Source organism: Xylanibacter oryzae DSM 17970, assembly GCF_000585355.1.
GTDB classification, from domain to species: domain Bacteria; phylum Bacteroidota; class Bacteroidia; order Bacteroidales; family Bacteroidaceae; genus Prevotella; species Prevotella oryzae.
The window spans coordinates 1988957-2010451 of the sequence record NZ_KK073873.1 but is presented as its reverse complement, the minus strand read 5'-3'; the positions used below and the strand labels follow the sequence as shown (position 1 = coordinate 2010451).

At 38.9% G+C, this 21495-nt stretch carries 17 protein-coding genes; 7 read left to right on the top strand and 10 right to left on the bottom strand.

The features are described from left to right. Positions 1–35 precede the first annotated feature (35 nt). The 7 genes from XYLOR_RS08055 to XYLOR_RS08025 all read left to right on the top strand — a co-directional run bounded on the left by XYLOR_RS08055 (position 36) and on the right by XYLOR_RS08025 (position 9588). Entirely contained in the window at positions 36–1145 is a 1110-nt protein-coding gene (locus XYLOR_RS08055; protein WP_154655705.1) for a hypothetical protein, read from the top strand. A gap of 40 nt (positions 1146–1185) precedes the next feature. Then, on the top strand, positions 1186–2934 hold the full coding sequence (locus XYLOR_RS08050) for a DUF4906 domain-containing protein (protein ID WP_036878311.1): 1749 nt from the start codon (positions 1186–1188) through the stop codon (positions 2932–2934). 122 nt (positions 2935–3056) lie between these two features. Then, positions 3057–4853 (top strand): hypothetical protein, encoded by a 1797-nt coding sequence (locus XYLOR_RS08045; RefSeq protein WP_036878310.1) that lies wholly within the window; start codon positions 3057–3059, stop codon positions 4851–4853. Positions 4854–4916: 63 nt separating this feature from the next. Further along, positions 4917–6074, top strand: coding sequence for a fimbrial protein (locus tag XYLOR_RS08040; protein ID WP_245601974.1), 1158 nt, complete (start codon positions 4917–4919; stop codon positions 6072–6074). Positions 6075–6097: 23 nt separating this feature from the next. Continuing rightward, positions 6098–7021: a FimB/Mfa2 family fimbrial subunit gene (locus tag XYLOR_RS08035; protein ID WP_084608574.1), complete on the top strand. Its 924-nt coding sequence runs from the start codon at positions 6098–6100 to the stop codon at positions 7019–7021. Between the two features lie 18 nt (positions 7022–7039). Then, a complete protein-coding gene (locus XYLOR_RS08030) occupies positions 7040–8785 on the top strand; it encodes a DUF4906 domain-containing protein (RefSeq protein WP_036878307.1) in 1746 nt (581 codons plus the stop codon). Between the two features lie 77 nt (positions 8786–8862). Next, complete coding sequence (locus XYLOR_RS08025; protein WP_051508946.1) at positions 8863–9588, top strand: sensor histidine kinase; 726 nt, start codon at positions 8863–8865, stop codon at positions 9586–9588. Between the two features lie 72 nt (positions 9589–9660). Here the strand turns inward: XYLOR_RS08025 and XYLOR_RS08020 are convergent, their stop codons facing one another. The 10 genes from XYLOR_RS08020 to XYLOR_RS13405 all read right to left on the bottom strand — a co-directional run bounded on the left by XYLOR_RS08020 (position 9661) and on the right by XYLOR_RS13405 (position 21491). Beyond that, a complete protein-coding gene (locus tag XYLOR_RS08020) occupies positions 9661–10497 on the bottom strand; it encodes an FAD/NAD(P)-binding protein (RefSeq protein ID WP_036878306.1) in 837 nt (278 codons plus the stop codon). Next, the gene (locus XYLOR_RS08015) at positions 10490–11506 is read right to left on the bottom strand and encodes a 4Fe-4S dicluster domain-containing protein (protein ID WP_036880943.1); all 1017 of its coding nucleotides are present in this window, start codon (positions 11504–11506) and stop codon (positions 10490–10492) included. Before XYLOR_RS08015 ends, XYLOR_RS08020 begins: the two co-directional genes overlap by 8 nt. 4 nt (positions 11507–11510) lie before the next feature. Beyond that, the gene (locus tag XYLOR_RS08010; RefSeq protein ID WP_036878305.1) at positions 11511–12293 is read right to left on the bottom strand and encodes a 4Fe-4S dicluster domain-containing protein; all 783 of its coding nucleotides are present in this window, start codon (positions 12291–12293) and stop codon (positions 11511–11513) included. After that, complete coding sequence (locus XYLOR_RS08005; RefSeq protein WP_036878304.1) at positions 12286–12753, bottom strand: hydrogenase iron-sulfur subunit; 468 nt, start codon at positions 12751–12753, stop codon at positions 12286–12288. Before XYLOR_RS08005 ends, XYLOR_RS08010 begins: the two co-directional genes overlap by 8 nt. Before the next feature lie 12 nt (positions 12754–12765). After that, positions 12766–14769, bottom strand: coding sequence for a CoB--CoM heterodisulfide reductase iron-sulfur subunit A family protein (locus XYLOR_RS08000; RefSeq protein ID WP_036878302.1), 2004 nt, complete (start codon positions 14767–14769; stop codon positions 12766–12768). 12 nt (positions 14770–14781) lie between these two features. After that, complete coding sequence (locus XYLOR_RS07995; protein ID WP_036878300.1) at positions 14782–15627, bottom strand: CoB--CoM heterodisulfide reductase iron-sulfur subunit B family protein; 846 nt, start codon at positions 15625–15627, stop codon at positions 14782–14784. Between the two features lie 8 nt (positions 15628–15635). Beyond that, positions 15636–16184: a 4Fe-4S dicluster domain-containing protein gene (locus XYLOR_RS07990; RefSeq protein WP_036878298.1), complete on the bottom strand. Its 549-nt coding sequence runs from the start codon at positions 16182–16184 to the stop codon at positions 15636–15638. A 280-nt stretch (positions 16185–16464) separates the two neighbouring features. Beyond that, positions 16465–19053, bottom strand: coding sequence for an ATP-dependent chaperone ClpB (gene clpB, locus XYLOR_RS07985; protein WP_036878297.1), 2589 nt, complete (start codon positions 19051–19053; stop codon positions 16465–16467). 101 nt (positions 19054–19154) lie between these two features. After that, positions 19155–19667, bottom strand: coding sequence for a DUF4252 domain-containing protein (locus tag XYLOR_RS07980; protein ID WP_036878295.1), 513 nt, complete (start codon positions 19665–19667; stop codon positions 19155–19157). Between the two features lie 165 nt (positions 19668–19832). Then, positions 19833–21491: a fimbrillin family protein gene (locus XYLOR_RS13405; RefSeq protein ID WP_084608572.1), complete on the bottom strand. Its 1659-nt coding sequence runs from the start codon at positions 21489–21491 to the stop codon at positions 19833–19835. Between the last annotated feature and the right edge of the window lie 4 nt (positions 21492–21495).

The following is a 21495-nucleotide window of genomic DNA, read 5'->3' as shown; positions in this document are numbered from 1 at the left end:
AGATTTTAAAATACAATTAATTAAAATTAGAGATTATGAATAAAAATTATTTAGTTATCGCAGTGCTCATGTCTGTCATAACGCTGATGTCATGTACCTCTTCTGATAAAGAAGACAATGTGGATCCAAATGCTTGTCCGGCAAAAGTTTATCTTAATTTAAACACAAGCAGTTTGACTCGTGTAACAACAGATCCTACAAATGATGAAAAAACGATAAATGGCGGGTATGCCTGTGCCTTTGATGCCAGTGGGGCTAAAATCGGAGATGTTCAGCATTTCGACAGCTATGTAAGTACGAGCAAACCCCAAATAAATACTACAACTCAGGCCTCTCAGATAAGTGTGTCTGCAAATGTTAGTTCTGCGCAAACCGATTTTGCAAGTGTAACAAAGAGAAACCTTTTTGAAGGTGTCACTACTTTGTTGGCTAACACTACATCAAATGTACAGACTTATAACAGTCAGGATGCCAAGAAACTGCCAATGTATGGCAATACTACTCTTTCTTTTTCGAATAATTCGGCAACTCCAACGGTAAATCTAGACCACCTTGTATATAAGGTACAATCATCCTCAATAAGCAGTAATTTTAGCAATACAGGTTATGAAGGTGCTACTTTTGTACCCAAAGAGGTTTTCCTTTATAATGCGAATACCACCTGTACCCTAGATGGAGCAACGGGAAGTGTTCCTGCATCAGGTGAAAGTTCGGACGCAAGTTGCGCCTTTACTGCAACTAATACTTCATATCTGAGCAGCGGTGCTATTGCCTCTTATAATCCTGCAACGCCGACTATTTATACTTTTTATGCTTTTCCTAACACAACATCCGCTCCTACAAAACTCGTAATAAAGGGTACTTTCACTCCTAGTGGTGGTACAGCTGTGACGGTTTACTATCCAATTGTTATAAATAAGTATCAAAGTAATACACGTATAAGTCTTGATGGTGGTAGTACATATATAAATTCAGCACAGACAGATGACTCTAAAGTGTTGATGAACCATTACTATGCAATAAGTATAGTGATAAATGGTAGAGGGGTGGATCATGTAACAGACGAAATAAACCCGTCTTCAGCCACAGTTCAGATGCTTGTTAATGGGTGGACATCATATCAACAGATTGTAACTGTAAAATAGTGCTGATAAGAGTTTTTTCTGATGAAATAGTTTAATATATATGAAGAAGTTTATATTGAGAGAATTGCAAAATATCAAAAAACATATAATAAGGCATTGTTCATATTTATTGTTTTTGATGGCTTGTATGTCTTTACCATCATGCAGTTCTGTAGATATCCCAGAAATTTCTTCCGACCATGTATCGCTGACTGTAAATATAAGCAGGCAAAGCCCTACAATAGTTACACGAGCTATAAGTGATGCCATTGATAACATAGATATCCTTGTATTTGATGGTCAGGGCAATCTGATAGGCAGTGCTTATACATCAACTAGTCCAACTTCTGTTACATTGCCAGTAAGGGTTAGTGCAGGCTGTACAATATGTGCAGTAGCAAATACAGGCAGTAGTTCCTATCTTGATGGTATAAGTACGCTTGCAAAGTTGAGAGCAAAGGTTACGGCACCTGTATCAGACCCTGCATCAACATTGGGTATAATGTATGGTGAAACACCCAACGTGACAATAACGAACTCGACAGCTGCGCAGTCAGTGTTACTTAAGCGTATTTACAGTAAGTACACATTTACGATAACTCCGTCAAAAGAGATAACGATAACAGATTATCAATTATGTAATGTCCCTAATGAATGCTTTATTGCTCCGGATAGTTCAAGTAATCCGACTACAGGTTATAGTGGTATAAATTATAGTCCTGTTACGACATTGGTCTCTTCCGGTGGTGTAGTTACAGCCGGCCCTTACTATGTACTTGAGAATCTGGCCGGTAATAATAACTCTTTAACGGCATCAGAACAACGAACAAGTGCTAATGCCCCATCCTGTGCTTCTTATATATTGATAAATGCAAAAAGAGATGCTGGATGGGGAACTGGTTGGAAGTCAACCTATCGTATATATCTTGGAGGTGTGACTAATGACATATCTCCTGTTTTAGATTGCACCGATTTTAATATCTATCGTAATTACAATTATAATTGTAATGTATCAATATCTGGTAGTGGAATAAATGATATCCGTGTAACGTATTCCCCATATACTACACGTACAGATATCTATACAGGTGATGCCATCATAGGAAACTATCTTTATTCAGATGGAACATCCGGAACCACATTTAAATCAGGGCAGACTGTAGGAATAATCTATTCGAATGAACTTAATTTTGAACAATATAATGTAGATGGTTGCCGTCATGGAAAGGTTCTTGCTCTTAAAAATGCAAATGGAGGAGCCTGTTGTAATTGGTCAGGTGAATTTCAAACAAGTAATCCACCTGTTTTTTGTACAACTATGAAGGCAACGTATGAAGATATAGCTAGTGGATATGTCGGTACTCTAGATAAGGGTATGGCTGATTCACAATCAAATAACGCATGGTATTATTGCCATACTTACAATGACGGTATAACAAAGTCATTTACGAATACAGGTTGGTATCTTCCAAGTGGAGGTGATTGGTGGGATGTGATGGAGAATTTAGGCACATGGACTGCTGATCAGTATACAACAATAAAGGGTATGCGTACAAGTACAATAGGTATTAATAATGATATAATATTGAATCTGCCAGCAAGTACGTATTTTGATAACTTGAATACAAAACTGTTAAATGCCGGTGGAGATAAAATTAGTCTTAATACAGGTGCATTTAGTTTTTACACTGCGTCTGAGCACGACACTAATGGCGCTCTGAGGTTCATGTTCAACAGTGCTCGTATCTACTTGGGCTACAACAATAAGAATCTCACCATCAACTATGCTAGGGCAGTACTAGCATATTAATCGATTTATCAATTTAAAACTTTAAGTTTTTAGAAAATGAAAGATCAGTAAAATAAAGCCTTTTGACATAAAAATAAATGTACGATGGCATTGCTTTTAGAATATTGATGTTATAAGAATGGATGAAAACATATAAAATGAAAAATATATACTATATATCAAAACTATTAGTATTATGTATATTGCTTGGCTCATGTACCTCTGAGGCTCTTACGCCTGGATCAGATTTTTCAGAAAATGCATTTATCCATCTGTCTCTAACATCTAATAAGTCAGAAAATGATAGTAACAAAACTCGTGCAAATGGTCCTCTTCCTACTGATAATGGAGGAACTCCGGGCGGTAATGAAAAAACTCTAAATCATATATGTGCGGCTTTGTTTAATTCAGACGGTAATCTTGTTACTATTCATGAATATGATTATATATCAGGTACTACCGAAACGATAATGACACGTAAGGATGCAACACAAATACTTGTATTCGCAAATATCCCCTCGGGTGCTTTCTCCGGTAAATATACGATTAGCGATTTCTACACTGCATCTATTGATTTGGGCTATACTACATCCGTAGACGGAAAGGTTAAAACATGGGTCACAACAGCAAACTCACAGAATATGAAAGCACTCCCAATGATGTCGCCGGTGCAACCACTTCACTGGTTATCTAATACCATATTAAGCACAACAGCTAACCTGACTCGTGTCATATCGCGTGTAGCCATAACCGGACTTACAACAGATTTTAGTGGCCCTTCTTCCGGTTGTAGTTTTACTCCGACAGAGATCTTTATGTATAATGCTAATAATCAACTTACAAATTGGAATTCGAAGACTGCTACCGGCAATGTAAGTGGAGAATATATAACATCTAATATAAATACTTTATATCTTGGTAGCGGAATAATCAGTACTTATAGTGGTCCATATTATTTCTATGTGTTTCCACACGACAGTGATAATCCTACAAAACTTGTAATTAAAGGTCAATTTACCACAAATAGTGGTATTACATATTACACATACTATCCAATAACTATAAATAGTAGAGCTAATGGCAATATACTATCTAACATAACAGAAGGTACCGGTGATTCAAAGATAAGTCAGAATACTACTTACAGCATGGCTGTAACATTGAATGGAACAGGTGTTCCTAATGTGTCAGATGAACTTATACCGACAAATGTTACTGTAACCACTAGCGTAACTGATTTTACAAAAGCAATGGTCCCATCATATTTTGGTCCCAAAATAGGTGATATATTTTATTCAGACGGTTCATACAGCAGTACGCTTATTTCGGGTAAAACTCCTGTGGCAATAGTTTTTAGTACAACCACAAGTGCGACAGATAATACAAATGGTTTTATACATGGTTATGCCATGGCATTGAAGAATGCAGGTACAGGTGTTATCTGGGGACCTGGAAATACAAACCTTACAGGTAGTGCTAATACGACCTTAAATATTACTGATTATGATGGATTTACCTATACAGGGAAAATAAATGATAGTAATTACCCGGCAGCATATGCAGCAGCTACCACATTTAAGTCAACTATTCCAATACCTAGCGGAACCAGTGGCTGGTATCTTCCAAGCATTGGTCAATGGTATCAGATCTGTATAAATTTGGGCGGTATGTCAAGTTCATTTAATGATGGTAGAACAGGTGGTTATTTATATTGGTCTGGTGAGTCAACAGCTTGTGCGAATGCTCTAAATACAGCGATGAGCAAAGCCGGAAGTAATAATTATGATGCGTTTTCAGGAAATAATGAGTCTTACTGGTGTTCTTCTGAGTTTAATACGGGCTATGCCTACAGAACACTATTCGGCAGCGATGATAATCTGGCTCTAGGCTCTATTGCTAAGGTTGATGGTTTCTATGCACGTCCTGTCTTGGCTTTCTGATTTATTAAAATAAAATTATAAAAACGTGATAATAAATGAAATTAATTATAAAAACAAGAGATTATGAATAAAAATTATGTATTTATTGCAGTAATGATGTCATTATTAATGATGACATCATGTACATCTTCAGACACCGGAAATGGTGAAACTTCCGGTAGTCCCGCTATCGTTAATTTGAATCTAGGTCTTAAGACACGTTCTTCATCTACAACTGCACTCCCAAACCAAGCTTTTACCTATGGTGATGGCGAGGGAAAGGTAACTGCATTTTATGTAGGACTTTTTGATGGCAACCAAGGCAAAGTTACGATAGACACTAAGTCAGAGACGTCTATATCAACTACAACTCAGTCTCGCAACATACTTGTTGCTGCCAATACTACTAATGCAGCAGCAGACAAGACCGCATTTACAGCATGTAAATCAATGACAGATTTTAAGGCATTAACAGCTGATTTAAGTTATACAACAAGTGCAGATGCACAGTCAAATACAGCTTGCAATACAGCAAACGCTCAAAAAATGACAGGACTACCAATGTTCGGTGAGGTTGATAATTGTTTCAGTTCGTTTGCCTCTTCAAATACATCTACAGTAAATGTGCCTCTTTGTCGTCTTGTAGCCCGTATAGATCTTAACTCATTGACATCTGATTTCTCTCAGAGTTCATATCCTAATGCGTCATTCATTGTTAATGAGATATTTATGTATAACGTAAATGATATCTGTAGCTATGGTGGTACTCCAAGTCAGTCAGCCTCTCTTGCAGAATCGGAAACCGTTGGAAAATGTGAACAGACAAATGCGAGTGGTGCCATAAATGCAAATCTAAACAGTTTCGCATATCTGAGTAGTGGTGCCTTGACACTCTCAACATCACCATACGTTACATCATCAACTCCATATTACTTTTATGTATTTCCTCATTCCTCAACAAATCCTACAAAACTTGTAATAAAGGGTCGTTTCAAGACAAATAGCAGTGATACGGGTACAATACTGTATTATCCTATAATAATAAACGATGATGTTATGTCTGAAGAATCAATAACGACAGATAATGACGTAATAAAGGCCAATAATATATATTCATTGAGCGTAACTATTAAGGGCCGTGGTCTTACTGATCCTTCTCAGAATATAGTACCATCAACAGCTACAGTAACCTTTACTGTTACAGATTGGGCAACCAATAGTCAGACAGTTGTAATAAAATAATTTTTGATAGAAAATGTTTCCTTATGATGAAAATAGGATATTTCAATAAGTTACTAGCATGTTGCCTTATAATAATAGCCATTGTATCCTGTATTGATGATAACAACGCTAACTGTATAATGTGCTATGTGAGCGTATCCTCTAAAGATAGTACTGGCAAAGTACTGCCGTTGAATTTAATGATTAATCTCCGCGCATATCTGTTCAAAAATGGAAAATTTGAACGAATAGTTACAGCCGAACCAGATGGAAAATATCTTTTAAACTATGATAGTAGAATGGATTCTGTATCTCTGGTAATGATAGGCACTTCAGAAAAAGACAGTTTAGTTATGCATACTCCTGATGAGGGAGATGATATAGGTTCAATGGCGACAGGTGTAAAGTACGATTCAGTTAAAGAACAATATATATTGCCATCATCTCTATATTACGGCGTATACAATTATACTTCACATAAGTCTGTAAATAATATAACCTGGGCTAATATAGTTCTGATTAATAAGCCTGTAACAGTAAGAGTGGTAATTCGCCAGTTGAAAGAAACCTTTGGGGAAGGTCCATATAGAGTAGTACTTTCCGGATTCCGCAATTTTATGTCATTTACGGGCGAAAGTAAAGGTGATTCTATAACATATAGTCCAAAATTCAAATTTGATATGGACGATCAACTTGTTACTGATGCCGTTCGTTCATTACCTAGTATGATTGGCGAACATTTAACAGTCTCTGTATATAAAAGTCAAAGTGGTAAAAAATCTGAATCCAGAATATCTGGTTTAACATCACAACAATTATTGATTAGTGCAGACCGTGATGAAACTGGGAAATATGTATCCTTATGCTCAGGTGACAATAAAGTGGTGATAATAGACTTTAACAGTAAAAACATAACAATGAGCGTTATACCATGGAACGAATATATCAGAAATATAGTAATTCCATAATTTCAGATAGAAAATAATATGAGTATGAATAAGGTTCTTAATATAAAAGAACATCCAATAAAACTTAGTGTATGTCTATCAATGATAATAGCTTTTATTTTATTATCATCATGTAGTTCTGTGGATGTATCAGAAATGCAGTCTGGGCTGGTTTCGTTAAAGGTGACTATAAGTAAGCAAACTCAGACAACTGCTACGCGAACCATAAGTGATGCTATATATAATGTAATAATACTTGTTTTCAACAGTCGGGGGTATCTTATAGGTAATACCTATAACTCAACAAATCCAACTTCGGTTACTTTACCGGTAAGGGTTAGTAATGACTGTACTATATGTGCGATAGCAAATACCGGTAGCAGTTCATACCTTGATGGTATAAGTACACTCTCAGAGTTGAGGGCTAAAGTAACAGAACCTGTAGCAGATCCTGCATCAATATTAGGTATAATGTATGGTGAAACGTCAGGCGTAAACATAAATACATCAACAGTAGCACAGTCTGTATCGCTTAAGCGGATTTATAGCAAATATACATTTACGATAACTCCAGCAAAGGATATAACAATAACCGATTATCAGCTGTGTAATGTTCCTAATGAATGTTTTATTGCTCCGATTAATTCTAATAATCCAACTACAGGTTATAGTGGACTAAATTATAACTCCGTTACTACAGCTGTATCAGCAGGCAGTGTAGTTACCGCAGGTCCTTATTATGTCTATGAGAATATTTCAGGTAAAAATACCTCTTCAACTTCAGAAGAACAAAGAACAAGTGCGTATGCTCCTTCAGGTGCTTCTTACATATTGATAAATGCAAAAAGAGATACAGGATGGGGAACAGGTTGGAGTTCTACCTATCGTGTTTATCTTGGAGGTGTAACAAATGAGACGAATCCAGTCGTAGATTATGCCGATTTTAATATTTATCGTAACTATGATTATAACTGTAATATATCAATATCCGGGAGTGGAACAAATGATTTAAGGGTAACGTATACCCCATACTCTACACGAATGGATATATACACAGGTGATGCTCCGATAGGAAACTATCTTTACTCAGACGGAACAAATGGTACAACCTTTAGGTCAGGGCAGACGTTAGGCATCATCTATTCGAGGGAGTTGACACGTTCTCAATATGATGCCGGTTGCCGCCATGGTAAAGTGTTGGCGCGAGAATTGGCTTATAGTGACCATTGTCAATGGTCGGATGGTAACAATTCACCATATACCGATCGTACTAGCCATCCTTATGTCACAACCCTTAAGGACTGTTTTAATGATATAAGCAGTGTATATGATGCATTAGTAAATCAATCATTTATAAATACGTCCTCAAATTATGCATGGTATTATTGCAACAACTATAATGATGGCACAACAAAATCCTTTACAAACAGTGGTTGGTATCTTCCAACAGCAGGCGATTGGTTGGATGTTTTAATAAATTTGAGTAACCTTACAGATTCTCAGAAGAAAACAATAAAGCTTGCTCAGGCTTATACGGTAATTGGTGGCCTTAATATCATAGACAATTTAGATGGAACCTATTTTTCAGCATTGAATTCAAAACTGTCAGCTATAGGGGGACACTCGATACCAACCGATGGCAATGGTGCATGTAGTTTTTGGTCAGCATCGGAGTGTGATCTTGCTGACGCCGTGACGTTTACATTTGGTCCTTCATTCGTTTATGTCTGCCATGCAAGTAAGGCTTACTCCCTCTTATTTGTTAGGGCTGTGTTAGCATATTAGTCTATTCATGACTTTAGAATTTTATATAATGAATAAATAATATACTGAACGCGATAAACACACAAAAAAATAATATTATGAGAATAAAAGAGAAAATAACAGAAGTAGAAAATGTAGAAAAAATGAAGATTGCTTTTCTTCATAATATGAGTCATGAAATACGTACACCCTTAAATTCTATAATAGGATTTATGCAGTTGCTTGATACTGATGTCACGGCAGAGGAGCATAAGGTATTTATTAAAATAATACACCAGAATACAGAGTTATTAGTACGTATGATTGATAATATGCTTCTTATGTCTGCTCTTGAAAGTGGCGAATATCAGGTAGAGCCAATAGCATTCGACATAAGTTCTTTTTTGCATGATTTGTCTGAAAGTATTAAGGGAATTATTCATGACGATGTACGATTGAATATAATAAGGCATGAACCTCTTTATGTGTCTTTGGACAAGAACAGTATTATACGAGTACTTAAAGCCTTGATACTCAATGCCGACAAGTTTACACAAACAGGTAGTATTACAGTCGACTATAATGTTGGTGGTGATATGTTAAATGTACTGGTTACAGATACAGGTATTGGCATAGCAAAAAAGAATCAGAAAAAAATTTTTGGTAAATTTGAAAAACTGGATCAGTTTTCACAGGGTCTTGGTCTTGGCTTACCGATATGCAAAGCTATAGCCGAAAAGTTAGGCGGCAGTATAGGAGTGCAGTCAAAACTGGGATATGGGTCTACGTTCCGGTTTAGTATACCTTTGTTGTATTCTTCACTCAATAAGGAAATACTTGTATAGATATAAAAATCCCCAGTCACATTATGCAACCGGGGATCAAACATTCATTTAAATATTATTGATTACGATATATTAAAATTCAGGTGGAAGTGCGTTCAACTGTACTTTGCTGAATACAGGTCCGTCTTTGCAGACAAACATCGGACCAACATTGCATCGGCCGCATTTACCAATTCCACACTTCATACGGTTCTCAAGCGTAGTATATATGTTCTCATCCTTGAAACCGAGTTTCTCGAGCACAGGGAATGTAAACTTAATCATGATAGGAGGTCCACAGACAATAGCGACGGCATTGTCACTGCTTGGAGCTACCTCACCTAATACATTAGGAGTAAATCCAACTTTTCCTTTCCAGTCGGGCGTTTCACCACCCGGATCTACTGTGGCAAAGAGATTAACGTCAGGACGCTCTTCCCATTCCTTCAGTTCTTCTTTGTATACAAGGTCGTTCACTGTCTTGGCACCATAAACGATAGTTATATCGCCAAACTCATCCCTGCGATCAAGCACATTGTCTATCACTGCACGCATAGGAGGAAGAGCTATACCACCGGCTACGAAAACAAGATTTTTACCTTTCCAGTCGTCAAGAGGAAAAGAGTTGCCAAGCGGAGCACGTACTCCCATCGTCATGCCTTCTTCCAGACGGTCAAGTCCGGATGTTACTCGACCTGCCTTACGAAAAGTACACTCGATATACCCTTTGCGGGTAGGGGCGGAAGCTATACAAAAAGTACATTCGCCCTCACCAAAAGCTGAATATTCTGCGAAGTTACCTGCTTTGAATTCAAATTTATTGCCTTCTTCTTCATTCTGGAAACGTAGGCGCAATGTCTTTACCCCGGGAGCCTCGACAGTTATCTTGTCGACTACCATTACATAGGGTATGTATATATTATTACTCATTGTTTGCGATATTTGTTAGATGTTCTGCTATGTTCATGTCTACCGGACAGGCACGCGAGCAACGACCGCAGCCTGTGCAACCGTATATATCAAGACGGTCGGGCATATAAGAAAATTTATGCATTACACGCTGACGCCAGCGTGTGGCCTGCGTAGGACGTGGGTTATGACCTGATGTATGTTGGGTGAAGAGTGTAAATCCGCATGAATCCCAACAGCGTACGCGGCGACCGTGGTTACCATGAGCATCTTCTTGTATGTCGAAGCATGCACATGTAGGACAAACAAAGGCGCATGCTCCACATCCCAGACAACGCTCTGACTGGGCTTTCCATATAGGACTTTCGAAGGCTTTTGCCAGTTTATCATGTATCTGCTCTCGTGTAAACCTTACAGGTACTTGGGCTAATACCGACTCTTTATCAATGCTGTCGTCAGCTTTAGTAAAGCAATCCTTGCATAAGTCTATTAGTTTCTGACCTTTGTCTGTAAGTACTTCTACCAAAGTTTCTTTATCATTGATTTTGGTGAGCATAATGTCACTGCCTGCTGTATTGCCTGGTCCTCCACCTACAGATGTACAGAAGCAGCATCCGTCAGCTTTGTCGCATGCGAAAGAAACAACAACAAGGCGTGAGAAACGCTCATTGTACAGTTTGTCTTTATAGTCCCAATTGAATATCTTGGTAAGCGGACCGAAGCCAACTGCATCACATGGACGTGCACGCCAAATGACAGTGTCGAGGAAGTTCTCTTCAGCAACATCATATATTTTTGTATCAGTACCCTGTTTTTCATAAGCAAAAAGAGTCTCTGTATTAGGAAAAGCTGACGCTTTAACAGATGATGTAGTAGTGAGAGTATCGTATGCTACACTGTCGGCATCTTTTATCTCACTGAATTCTGCTTTGCTGCCGGTTTTGACCGGGGCAAGTACGCGTGGTACTGTCTCTATTATCTTAGCGAGCCATGTATGTATCAGGTCCGATTTTATTATAAGTCTTTCCATAATGTCATTTAATGAAGTTTTCTTTATCATTTACGTTATATGTAGACAGCACACTTCCGTCTTTCCATCCACCAAAAGTATTCTTGATGTCCATACCCATTTTCTTTGTGAGTATGCCGATAGGCAGTTCGAGAGGGCAGGCGGCTGCACATTCTCCGCAACCGACACATCTGCCTGACATGTGCATCACACGGTTAATCTGCCACTCCATATTGCTAAGCGGGGCAGCCCATGGCTCTATCCATTGAGGACAGTTGACCTCTGTTACGCAACGGTTGCAGTAACATAGTGGACAAGCTGCACGGCATGCATAGCAACGTACGCATTTGGATAGTTCGCTCTTCCAATATTCCCATCGCTCACTGCGACTCATCTTATCTATCTTCTCGATGGCGGCAAGTACTTTTTCATTTGGTACAGGTTCGTGAGTGTCTACATATTGTTGCATCTCGTCTATGTTGCCTAATGTAATGACATCATCGCCGTCGACAGTCATCAAAACGAGATTTTCAAGGTTAATCTGATTCTCTCGATTCAGTTGGATTACTGTCTTTATTACGTAATAATTGCCAACGACACCAATCTTGTCTTCTCCGATAATCTCTTTCTTTGTAAGATAAACAGCCAAGTTGCTACTACATTGATCATTGAATATCAATCGTTTACAATCCTCCGGCGTATGACAGAAAGCAGGACGAGGACGCTCTGTGCCCTGCTCGTAACCTATAATTATTTTTACTGTTCCCTCAGAAAGGAGGGTTGCAGTCTTTTCAGATAATTTACTCATGACTTATTTTTTCCTCCTCTAAGAATTTTGCAGCTTTTTTATATTCTGTATATGGTCCCATCTCACGTATTTTGCCTACCGTGTCATTAACGACATCAGCCCATTTGGCACCTTCGGCAGCTGAGACCCAAGACCAGCGTATTCTCTCAATGTCAATGCCCATGAAATCGAGCATGTCTCTGAACACCATCCAACGTCTGCGGGCGTGGAAGTTGCCACTGGTGTAATGGCAGTCATTAGGGTGACATCCTGATATTATGATTCCATCTGCGCCACCTGCAAAAGCTTTGAGTAGTAGCATGAAGTCGATGCGGCCCGTACACGGGAATCTCACAATCTCTACATTTGTGGCATATTTGATACGGCTGGTACCGGTCAGGTCTGCACCTGCATATGTACACCAATTGCAAACAAATGCTATGATGCGCGGCTCGAATATATTATTGTTATTTTCTTCCATTATAATAATGCTTTATTTGTTCAATAAGGCTGTTACCTCTGCGAACATCTCCTCATTGGTATAACCTTGTATGTCAATTGATTTAGAGCGGCAGAATGATACACATGTACCGCATCCCTGACAGAGTCCTGGATTGATTTTAGCCACGGTCTTTATTACTTTGCCTGTACGGCGGTCTTTAATCTCCTCGTGCTCTATAGCATTGTAAGGACATATGGTCTCGCACATAAAGCATCCTACACATGTACTGAACATTGGCGGGGCACAACGGTTGACAACAGCAACGATGGGCTCGCGAACGAGTGTAGGCTGTGACAACAGAGATACGGCTTTGACAGCTGCACCAGATGCGGATGCTACTGTCTCTGGTATATCCTTAGGAGCCTGACAGGCACCTGCCAGAAATATTCCGGCAGTATTAGTCTCTACAGGTTTAAGTTTTGGATGTGCCTCTGCAAAGAAATGGTATGGGTCGTAAGAAATGTGCATCTTCTGTGCCAATTCTTCTGCGCCCTTGTTGGCTACACCTGCGGTGGCAAGTACCACCATATCGGCTTCTATCTCAACCGGTTTTGCACCCAAAAGAGTGTCTACACCTTTGACAATAAGTTTGCCGTTCTTCTCATATACACGGGCTACACGACCGCGTACATAGTTTACATGGTCTTCTTCGACAGCGCGTCGTACGAATTCTTCATAGTTTTTACCGCCTGCACGTACGTCCATATAGAATATTGTAGACTCTCCATCGTGTACCTTGTGCTGATACAGCATGGCATGTTTGGCGGTGTACATACAGCAAATCTTTGAGCAATAAGGAATTCCTTTTGCAGGATCGCGTGAACCGCAACATGATATGAACACAATTTTCTTTGGTATCTGACCGTCTGAAGGGCGGCGTATCTCACCAAGAGTCGGACCGGAAGCGGAAGCCAGACGCTCGAACTGCAGTCCGGTAATTACATCTTTATATTTGCCGTAACCATATTCAGGGAAGAAATCTGTCTTCAGTACGTTGAATCCGGTGGTCACAATCACTGCGCCAATATCTTCAGTGATGAATTCATCCGGTTTATCGTATTCGATGGCACCGGTAGGGCAGAACTTCTGACATACCTTGCACTTGCCTTTCTGATAATAGTTGCAATGTTCTTTGTCTATGGCCGGTTTGTTAGGCACTGCTTGTGGAAATGGTGTGAAAATAGCTGTACGTGTGCCAAGACCTTCATTAAATTCACTTGGAATTTTCTTCTGAGGGCACTTAGTGGTACATAGTCCACAACCGGTACATTTGCTATAGTCTACACTCTTGGCCTTGAGACGTATCGTAGCCTTGAAATTGCCAATAAAACCGTCTAACTTTTCCAGTTCGGCATAAGTATAAAGGGTGATATTGGGATGTTGAGCTACCTCGACCATACGAGGCGTGAGAATACATTGAGAACAGTCTAGGGTAGGGAATGTCTCGGACAACTGTGACATATGACCGCCTATAGACGGACCTTTCTCGATAAGTATTACATTCTGTCCACAGTTGGCAATATCCAGACTGGCTTGTATACCGGCAATACCGCCACCTATAACAAGTGCCTTCTTTGTGATAGGAACCTCTATAGCATTAAGCGGTTTGTTGCGGCGCACCTTTTCAACTACACCTTTTACTATATCTATAGCCTTAAGCGTAGTAGCTTCACTCTTTTCGTGTACCCATGATACATGCTCGCGAAGATTGGCAATCTCGCAGAGGTAAGGATTAAGACCGGCCTCGCTACATGCGCGACGAAAAGTAGGTTCGTGCATACGAGGCGAACAAGAACCTACGACAACACCATCAAGATGATGTTCGCGTATGGCATTCTTTATAAGTGATTGTCCCGGGTCGGAACACATATATTTATAGTCGGTAGCAAACTCCACTCCCTCCATTTCGGATGCAGATTTAGCTACACGTTCACAATCCACTGTGGCACTGATGTTCTCGCCACAATGGCAAATGAAAACTCCTATTCTTGACATAACATTATTCTTTTATAGGGTATTGACTTTAACAAAATGGCGTTGCAACCCCAGTTTTTCAGGAGCAATGCCTACAGCCAATCCGATAGCTTGTGTGATATAAATAACAGGTGTGGATATTTCCTTACCTACATATTTGTCTATCTGAGGGCGACGCATATCCAAATTGGATTGGCACATAGGGCAAGCTACTATAATAGCTTCTGCACCACGGTCGGCAGCATCCTTAACGATATTACCTGAAAGCTTTGCCACCAGGTCAGTACGGGCAATAGACAGACTAGCTCCGCAACATTCGGTCTTGAATCCCCAATCAATAGGAGTGGCACCAATAAGTTGCATAAGTTCATCTAAAGAGGTAGGGTCTTCTACACGGTCGAAATCTATTATTTTGTGAGGGCGCACCAACAGGCAACCGTAATAGCAGGCTACCTGATGTTCAAATTTGTGTGATACCTTTTCGGCTATCTTATCCTTGATATATTTTTCGATAAACTGTACGACATTCAGTATTTTAATATCATTTTTGAATGTCATATTGATGCTCTTCTCTACTGATTTCTTAAGCATCTCATCTTTGTTAAGCTCATATTGGGCAACAGCAAGACGGTTGAAACAAGCAGCACAAGGTACGACAATTTCATCGAAACCCTGTTTCTCGGCAAGAGCAAGTGTTCTTGCGGGAAGAGCAAGTGAAAGATCTCTGTTTACAGCATGTGCTGCAGAAGCACCACAACAGTTCCAATCATCGATATCTATAAGTTCTATACCGAAAACAGGAGCCAATGCCTTAACAGATTCATTGTATTCTCTAGCCGTTCCATTGAGAGAACAACCGGGATAAAAACCTAATTTCATAGTAATTTCTATTTGTTATTAGTAGATTTGAAGATATTCTTTATGTTTCTCTTGCCTTTAATAGATTCAGGTATAAACTTCAATTTGCCTTTTGCCAGCATAGATGGAACGAGATTGACATCTTGCCAAAGGCGCAGTGTCCGTAGTTTGAATCCAATAGTCATGAAGACTTCACTCAGGCGTCCTGATGTTTTTACGGCACCAAGAAAAGATTGATAAAAAGAAAGAATGGGCTTTGCTTTAGGCGAAACACATTTGTTTTTCACAGAATCGGCACGCAGATAATCCATTATTTTAGGAATATCTACCTCCTTGGGGCATCTTCCGATGCAGTTTTCACAATTCTGGCATAGCCATATTGCTTCAGAAGAGATAATCTTGCGATAGTTCTCTTCATCATCGGTTTGCAGCATACGCATGATCATAGACGATGGGTAATCCATATCGTCAGCGAGCACGCAACCTGCTGTACATTTGCCGCATTGGTAGCACATATCAATGTCGACTCCGGTAGCTGCCTTTATACGGGTAGCAATTTGATGATTAGTAGTTGCCATTAGTTCGTATTATATACTTTTTAATTTAAGATTCTTTAGTTGCCTCTGATTATCAGTAGGTTATAGCCGCTTCTAGGCTTTTCTGTCGTTGTAGTAGTTTGTTCTTAATTATGCAAAGATACATATTATTTTTTCTATCGCAAGAAAATTAACGATTATTTTGTGTTATCGCACACAGTAAAAGAAATACTACCCTAATTTGGATAGTATTTCTTTCAGATTGAAACTAAAAACGATGAATCAAAACGTATTTAGTTATATATTATGCCTAATACTTGTGTTAGTTTTTGAATATTAATCCGTTATTATCTGCATCAATAATTATCGGTTTATCACGGTTTACTTCGCCTGCAAGAATCTTTTTTGACAAGTCATTGAGTACAAATCTCTGTATGGCTCTTTTTACAGGTCGTGCTCCATATTCAGGGTCGTAACCCATTTCTGCCAGATAATTGATGGCTGCACTTGTTGTATTAAGTGTGAAACCTTGTGGTTCTAGCATTCTTTTTACGATGTTCATCTGCAAGGAAACTACTTCACCTATTTCCGTTCTGTTTAGAGGTAAGAACATTATTGTTTCGTCTATACGATTAAGGAACTCGGGGCGAATAGTCTTCTTAAGCATCTCCATAAGTTTAATCTTTGTGTCGGCTATAAGGTCTTCGCTATTATCCGAATTTATTTGTTCGAATTGACTTTGAATATACTGGCTGCCAAGATTCGAAGTCATAATAATGATGGTATTCTTAAAGTTTACGACACGTCCCTTGTTGTCAGTAAGTCTGCCATCATCCAGAACCTGAAGCAGAATGTTGAATACATCAGGATTGGCTTTTTCAATTTCATCAAACAATACAACAGAATATGGTTTACGGCGTACTGCCTCTGTGAGTTGACCGCCCTCGTCATAACCTACATATCCAGGAGGGGCACCTATAAGGCGACTGACACTGAACTTTTCCTGATATTCACTCATATCTATACGAGTCATCATTGTCTCATCATTGAATAGATATTCTGCAAGAGCTTTGGCAAGTTCTGTCTTACCTACACCTGTAGTACCAAGAAAAATAAATGATGCAATAGGACGCTTGGGGTCTTGCAACCCTGCACGTGATCTACGCACGGCATCACTTACAGCAGTTATAGCCTCTTGCTGCCCGATTACACGCTTGTGTAACTCTTCCTCAAGATGTAAGAGCTTTTCGCGTTCGCTCTGCATCATACGTGTAACAGGTATGCCTGTCCATCTGCTTACCACTTCTGCAATATCATCTACAGTAACTTCTTCACGGATCATAGCGTTTCCTCCCTGAGTAGATTTCAATTGTTCTTGTATATGAGCAATATCGTCTTCGATAGTTTTCAGTTTGCTATAACGAATCTCTGCTACTTTCTCATAGTTGCCTTCACGTTCAGCTTTTTCGGCTTCAAACTTTAACTGCTCAATTTGCTGTTTATCCTGTTGAATTTTATTCACCAGTCCACGTTCACTTTCCCATTTTGCCCTGAAAGTTTTTTCCTGATCCTTAAGTTCTGCAATATCCTTGTCAAGCTGTTTTATTTTAGGAATATCATTCTCACGCTTTATTGCTTCGCGTTCAATTTCGAGTTGTTTCAGTTTGCGTGTGAGTTCATCCAGTTGTTCAGGCACAGAGTCACGCTCCATTCTAAGTTTTGCAGCTGCTTCATCCATAAGGTCTATAGCCTTATCAGGTAAAAATCTATCGGATATGTATCTTTCAGATAGTTGTACTGCGGCTATGCACGCATCATCCTGAATGCGGACTTTATGGTGATTTTCGTACCGTTCTTTTAGTCCACGTAAGATGCTTATGGCACTCATCTCGTCAGGTTCATTAACCATTATCGTCTGGAAACGACGCTCAAGAGCCTTGTCTTTCTCGAAATATTTTTGATATTCATTCAGTGTAGTGGCACCAATGCTACGCAATTCGCCACGGGCTAAAGCCGGTTTTAGAATGTTTGCTGCATCCATAGCACCTTCGCCTCCACCAGCACCAACAAGTGTATGAATCTCATCTATAAACAAGATAATATTACCATTGCTGTTTGTAACCTCTTTAATTACGCTCTTTAGTCTTTCTTCGAATTCACCTTTGTATTTAGCACCTGCCACAAGAGCTCCCATGTCGAGAGAAAACAATTGTTTGTCTTTAAGGTTTTCCGGTACGTCTCCTCTGACAATACGTTCTGCCAGTCCTTCTACAATAGCAGTCTTACCTGTACCGGGTTCACCTATTAATATAGGGTTGTTCTTAGTGCGTCGGCTCAGTATCTGGAGTACACGTCTAATCTCTTCGTCACGTCCAATAACAGGATCTAGTTTTCCGGCACGGGCATCCTCTACTAAATTTTTTGCATATTTAGATAGTGATTGGTAATTATCATCAGCAGATTGCGACTGTACTTTCTGTCCCTGTCGTAGTTCATTGACAGCAGCCTGCATATCCTTTTCGTTCATGCCGGCATCCTTAAGAATACGGCTTGCCGTAGAGTTCACTTTCAGCAGAGCTATTAGTATTAGTTCTGTAGAAACAAATTCGTCATTGCTTTTCTTTGCTAAGTCTATAGCATTTTGCAGAACCTCATTAGATTCTCTGCTCAGATATGGTTCGCCACCTTGTACTTTCGGTAGATGAGAAATTTCCTGTTCTATCAGAGTCTCAATCTGTTGAGAATTAACACCAAGTTTTTGAAAAATAAAATTTGTTACGTCTTTACCTTTAGACATAACACCTTTTAGTAGATGCACAGGTTCAATAGTCTGCTGTCCATTATGCTGAGTGATATTAACAGCATCCTGAATAGCTTCCTGTGCTTTAATTGTAAATTTGTCGAATGTCATATATTAATCTCCTTTCTTATTCATTTATAATATGTTATTCGATAAAGGAGTGTCAAAACATATGCCCAAAAAGAAAGGCTGTCAAACTGACAGCCTTTATGTTATATTTTAAGATTGCTTATCCTACTTATTATTTCTGTTATCTCCTGAGGTTTCAATTTTCCATAGAATTGTACAAAGTCGCAGTCACCACCTTTTGTTATAAGTACAACAACTTCTTTTGCTATTCCATTTTGCTCTTTGCAGTATACAGCTCCCAGTCCAGGTTTCTCTTCCATCTTCTTATATCCATAAGCAGATAGATCTTTTACTTTCTCATTAAAAGATGATTTTACACTTCCTGTACAGTTGTCAAGGCTAAGATATAGTACAGAGTCTATTTTCTCTACTACCTTATTAATATCCTCAGCACTGGCATTATTGTTTTTTACTTTGTCGGCTATTTCTTTTTGGTTTAGCATTTGTCCAACCAACATTTTTACCATGCTTTGTGGTACCATCATAAATTGGGCATTTTCTACTGTTTTGTATTGGTCTGTAATGTCATTAAGACTTTTACCAAAAGAAATTTGACATGCTAACAGCAAAATTAGGGATAATAATAATTTTTTCATTAATATCTATTTTAAATTTATGATTGCAAATATAACTATTTTATCCAATATTAATATTAGATGTTTATTAAATTTAACTCTACTATGCCTCATTACACTTAAATTGGCTGTTGTCTTATTCTTTGATTTATATGCTACTCACAATGACTAATATAATAAGGTATGCTAATTAGCAGAAATATAAGTTATGGTAGCATGTCCAGCATCTGAGCATATTCCATTAGTCATGCCAGTCGTACCACTAATTAAACTAGCTCCCAAATGTCCAGAACCACCGCCTGCAGCACCAGAGTAGGAGGTACCGCCTCCGCCATACCATCCTCCTCCACCACCTGCACCGTAATCAGATGTACTTGTATAACCGCATCCACCCTGTCCAAAACTGGCATTAATTAATGTGTTTGTTCCATTCCATACGGATAAATCAGGTGCAACAGAAGTTCCTCCTGATGTCTGGCTTCCACCTGGGGCAGATGCAGATACGGGTTGACCACTTACTTCTGATTTTCCAGAACTGCCGGAAATACCTCCTCCACTTCCTCCGTTGCCACCCCATTCAACTCCACCACCACCTCCGGCAACAATTAGAACTTCATTTTGATACGAAGCGTAATTTTTTAATTCACCTCTACTCGTAGTCGCAATATGGGTTGCTCCACCACCAGGAGCCTGACCTAATCCTCCTCCGTTATAACAACCAAATGGTGATGGTGATACAGGTCCATCTTGATATTGTCCGACAAAAACGTATAAAAGTTGGCCTGTATTTAATTTGATATTTCCATAACTATATCCACCATATGCTTTTATTCCATCAGCCCATCCAGCTCCACCGGCAGCTCCCCATACTTCAAGTTTATATGTACCTGCATAAGGCGCAGTAAAGATTTGGGCACTACCTGTATATCCAAAAGAGGAAACAATCGTTTTAGACAGATTATAAGTATAAGAACTGCCAGCATTCCATGCACCTGATATCGTAGTAGAGAATGTAGTCCCATTATTATATAGCAATGTAACACTTGCATTGCTGAACGTTTGAGGAATCATCATCATAGTAAAAGCATCAGATGTAATATTTGCTCCAGCCGAACCTGTAATTACAGTAGATGGTGAGACTGTAAATGATGTTGTTGTTGAACCTAAAGTCCATCCACTGCTAAAAGTATATGTGCCTGAATTGTTTATTCCACTTATCGTTATTGATTTTACAGTTCCACTAGGCAGCCCATTAGTTCCTACAGCAAACTTTACAGCTGCAAATATATGATTAAATGCTAAAGGTGTAGATGAATTAGTATTTCCACTAATCTTGTTTCCTGTAGCAGTCATTATATCAATTTGGTTTGCGGCATCACTTTGTACTGTATATGATAAACTAGGAGCAGATCCTGCTGTATGCGTAATACTACTAGAAATACTGGTAGGATAGTATGCATAGAAGCTAACTGTTTTAGTTGCAACTCCAGGCCAATAGTGAGAAGCAACTGTCTTCCACATATTATTAGTATAAGATACAGTCTCGTCTTTTATGATAGTGCTGTAGTTTTTTGTTCCATCATAAACATCTGCAATCAAATTAAAACTACTTGCTTTATCTAATGATGAACCAGAGACAGGCATAGCTCTCGTATTCAAATCAGAAGAACTGTCATTATTTTTCCATTCAGGTACAGATACAGAGAAGTTCAATAATTTAGTATTATCATTATCAAAAATATTATTTTCACTAGTGCAAGAACAGATGCACAAACAGACTATTAGTAATAAATATAAAGAGTATAATGAGTCTGTACACTTATTATTATCAAATTTCCTAGACATATCC

Coding starts and splice junctions, on each gene's coding strand:
- XYLOR_RS08055 (WP_154655705.1), top strand. CDS start 36: ATGAATAAAAATTATTTAGTTATCGCAGTGCTCATGTCTGTCATAACG.
- XYLOR_RS08050 (WP_036878311.1), top strand. CDS start 1,186: ATGAAGAAGTTTATATTGAGAGAATTGCAAAATATCAAAAAACATATA.
- XYLOR_RS08045 (WP_036878310.1), top strand. CDS start 3,057: ATGAAAACATATAAAATGAAAAATATATACTATATATCAAAACTATTA.
- XYLOR_RS08040 (WP_245601974.1), top strand. CDS start 4,917: ATGAATAAAAATTATGTATTTATTGCAGTAATGATGTCATTATTAATG.
- XYLOR_RS08035 (WP_084608574.1), top strand. CDS start 6,098: ATGATGAAAATAGGATATTTCAATAAGTTACTAGCATGTTGCCTTATA.
- XYLOR_RS08030 (WP_036878307.1), top strand. CDS start 7,040: ATGAGTATGAATAAGGTTCTTAATATAAAAGAACATCCAATAAAACTT.
- XYLOR_RS08025 (WP_051508946.1), top strand. CDS start 8,863: ATGAGAATAAAAGAGAAAATAACAGAAGTAGAAAATGTAGAAAAAATG.
- XYLOR_RS08020 (WP_036878306.1), bottom strand. CDS start 10,497: ATGAGTAATAATATATACATACCCTATGTAATGGTAGTCGACAAGATA.
- XYLOR_RS08015 (WP_036880943.1), bottom strand. CDS start 11,506: ATGGAAAGACTTATAATAAAATCGGACCTGATACATACATGGCTCGCT.
- XYLOR_RS08010 (WP_036878305.1), bottom strand. CDS start 12,293: ATGAGTAAATTATCTGAAAAGACTGCAACCCTCCTTTCTGAGGGAACA.
- XYLOR_RS08005 (WP_036878304.1), bottom strand. CDS start 12,753: ATGGAAGAAAATAACAATAATATATTCGAGCCGCGCATCATAGCATTT.
- XYLOR_RS08000 (WP_036878302.1), bottom strand. CDS start 14,769: ATGTCAAGAATAGGAGTTTTCATTTGCCATTGTGGCGAGAACATCAGT.
- XYLOR_RS07995 (WP_036878300.1), bottom strand. CDS start 15,627: ATGAAATTAGGTTTTTATCCCGGTTGTTCTCTCAATGGAACGGCTAGA.
- XYLOR_RS07990 (WP_036878298.1), bottom strand. CDS start 16,184: ATGGCAACTACTAATCATCAAATTGCTACCCGTATAAAGGCAGCTACC.
- clpB (WP_036878297.1), bottom strand. CDS start 19,053: ATGACATTCGACAAATTTACAATTAAAGCACAGGAAGCTATTCAGGAT.
- XYLOR_RS07980 (WP_036878295.1), bottom strand. CDS start 19,667: ATGAAAAAATTATTATTATCCCTAATTTTGCTGTTAGCATGTCAAATT.
- XYLOR_RS13405 (WP_084608572.1), bottom strand. CDS start 21,491: ATGTCTAGGAAATTTGATAATAATAAGTGTACAGACTCATTATACTCT.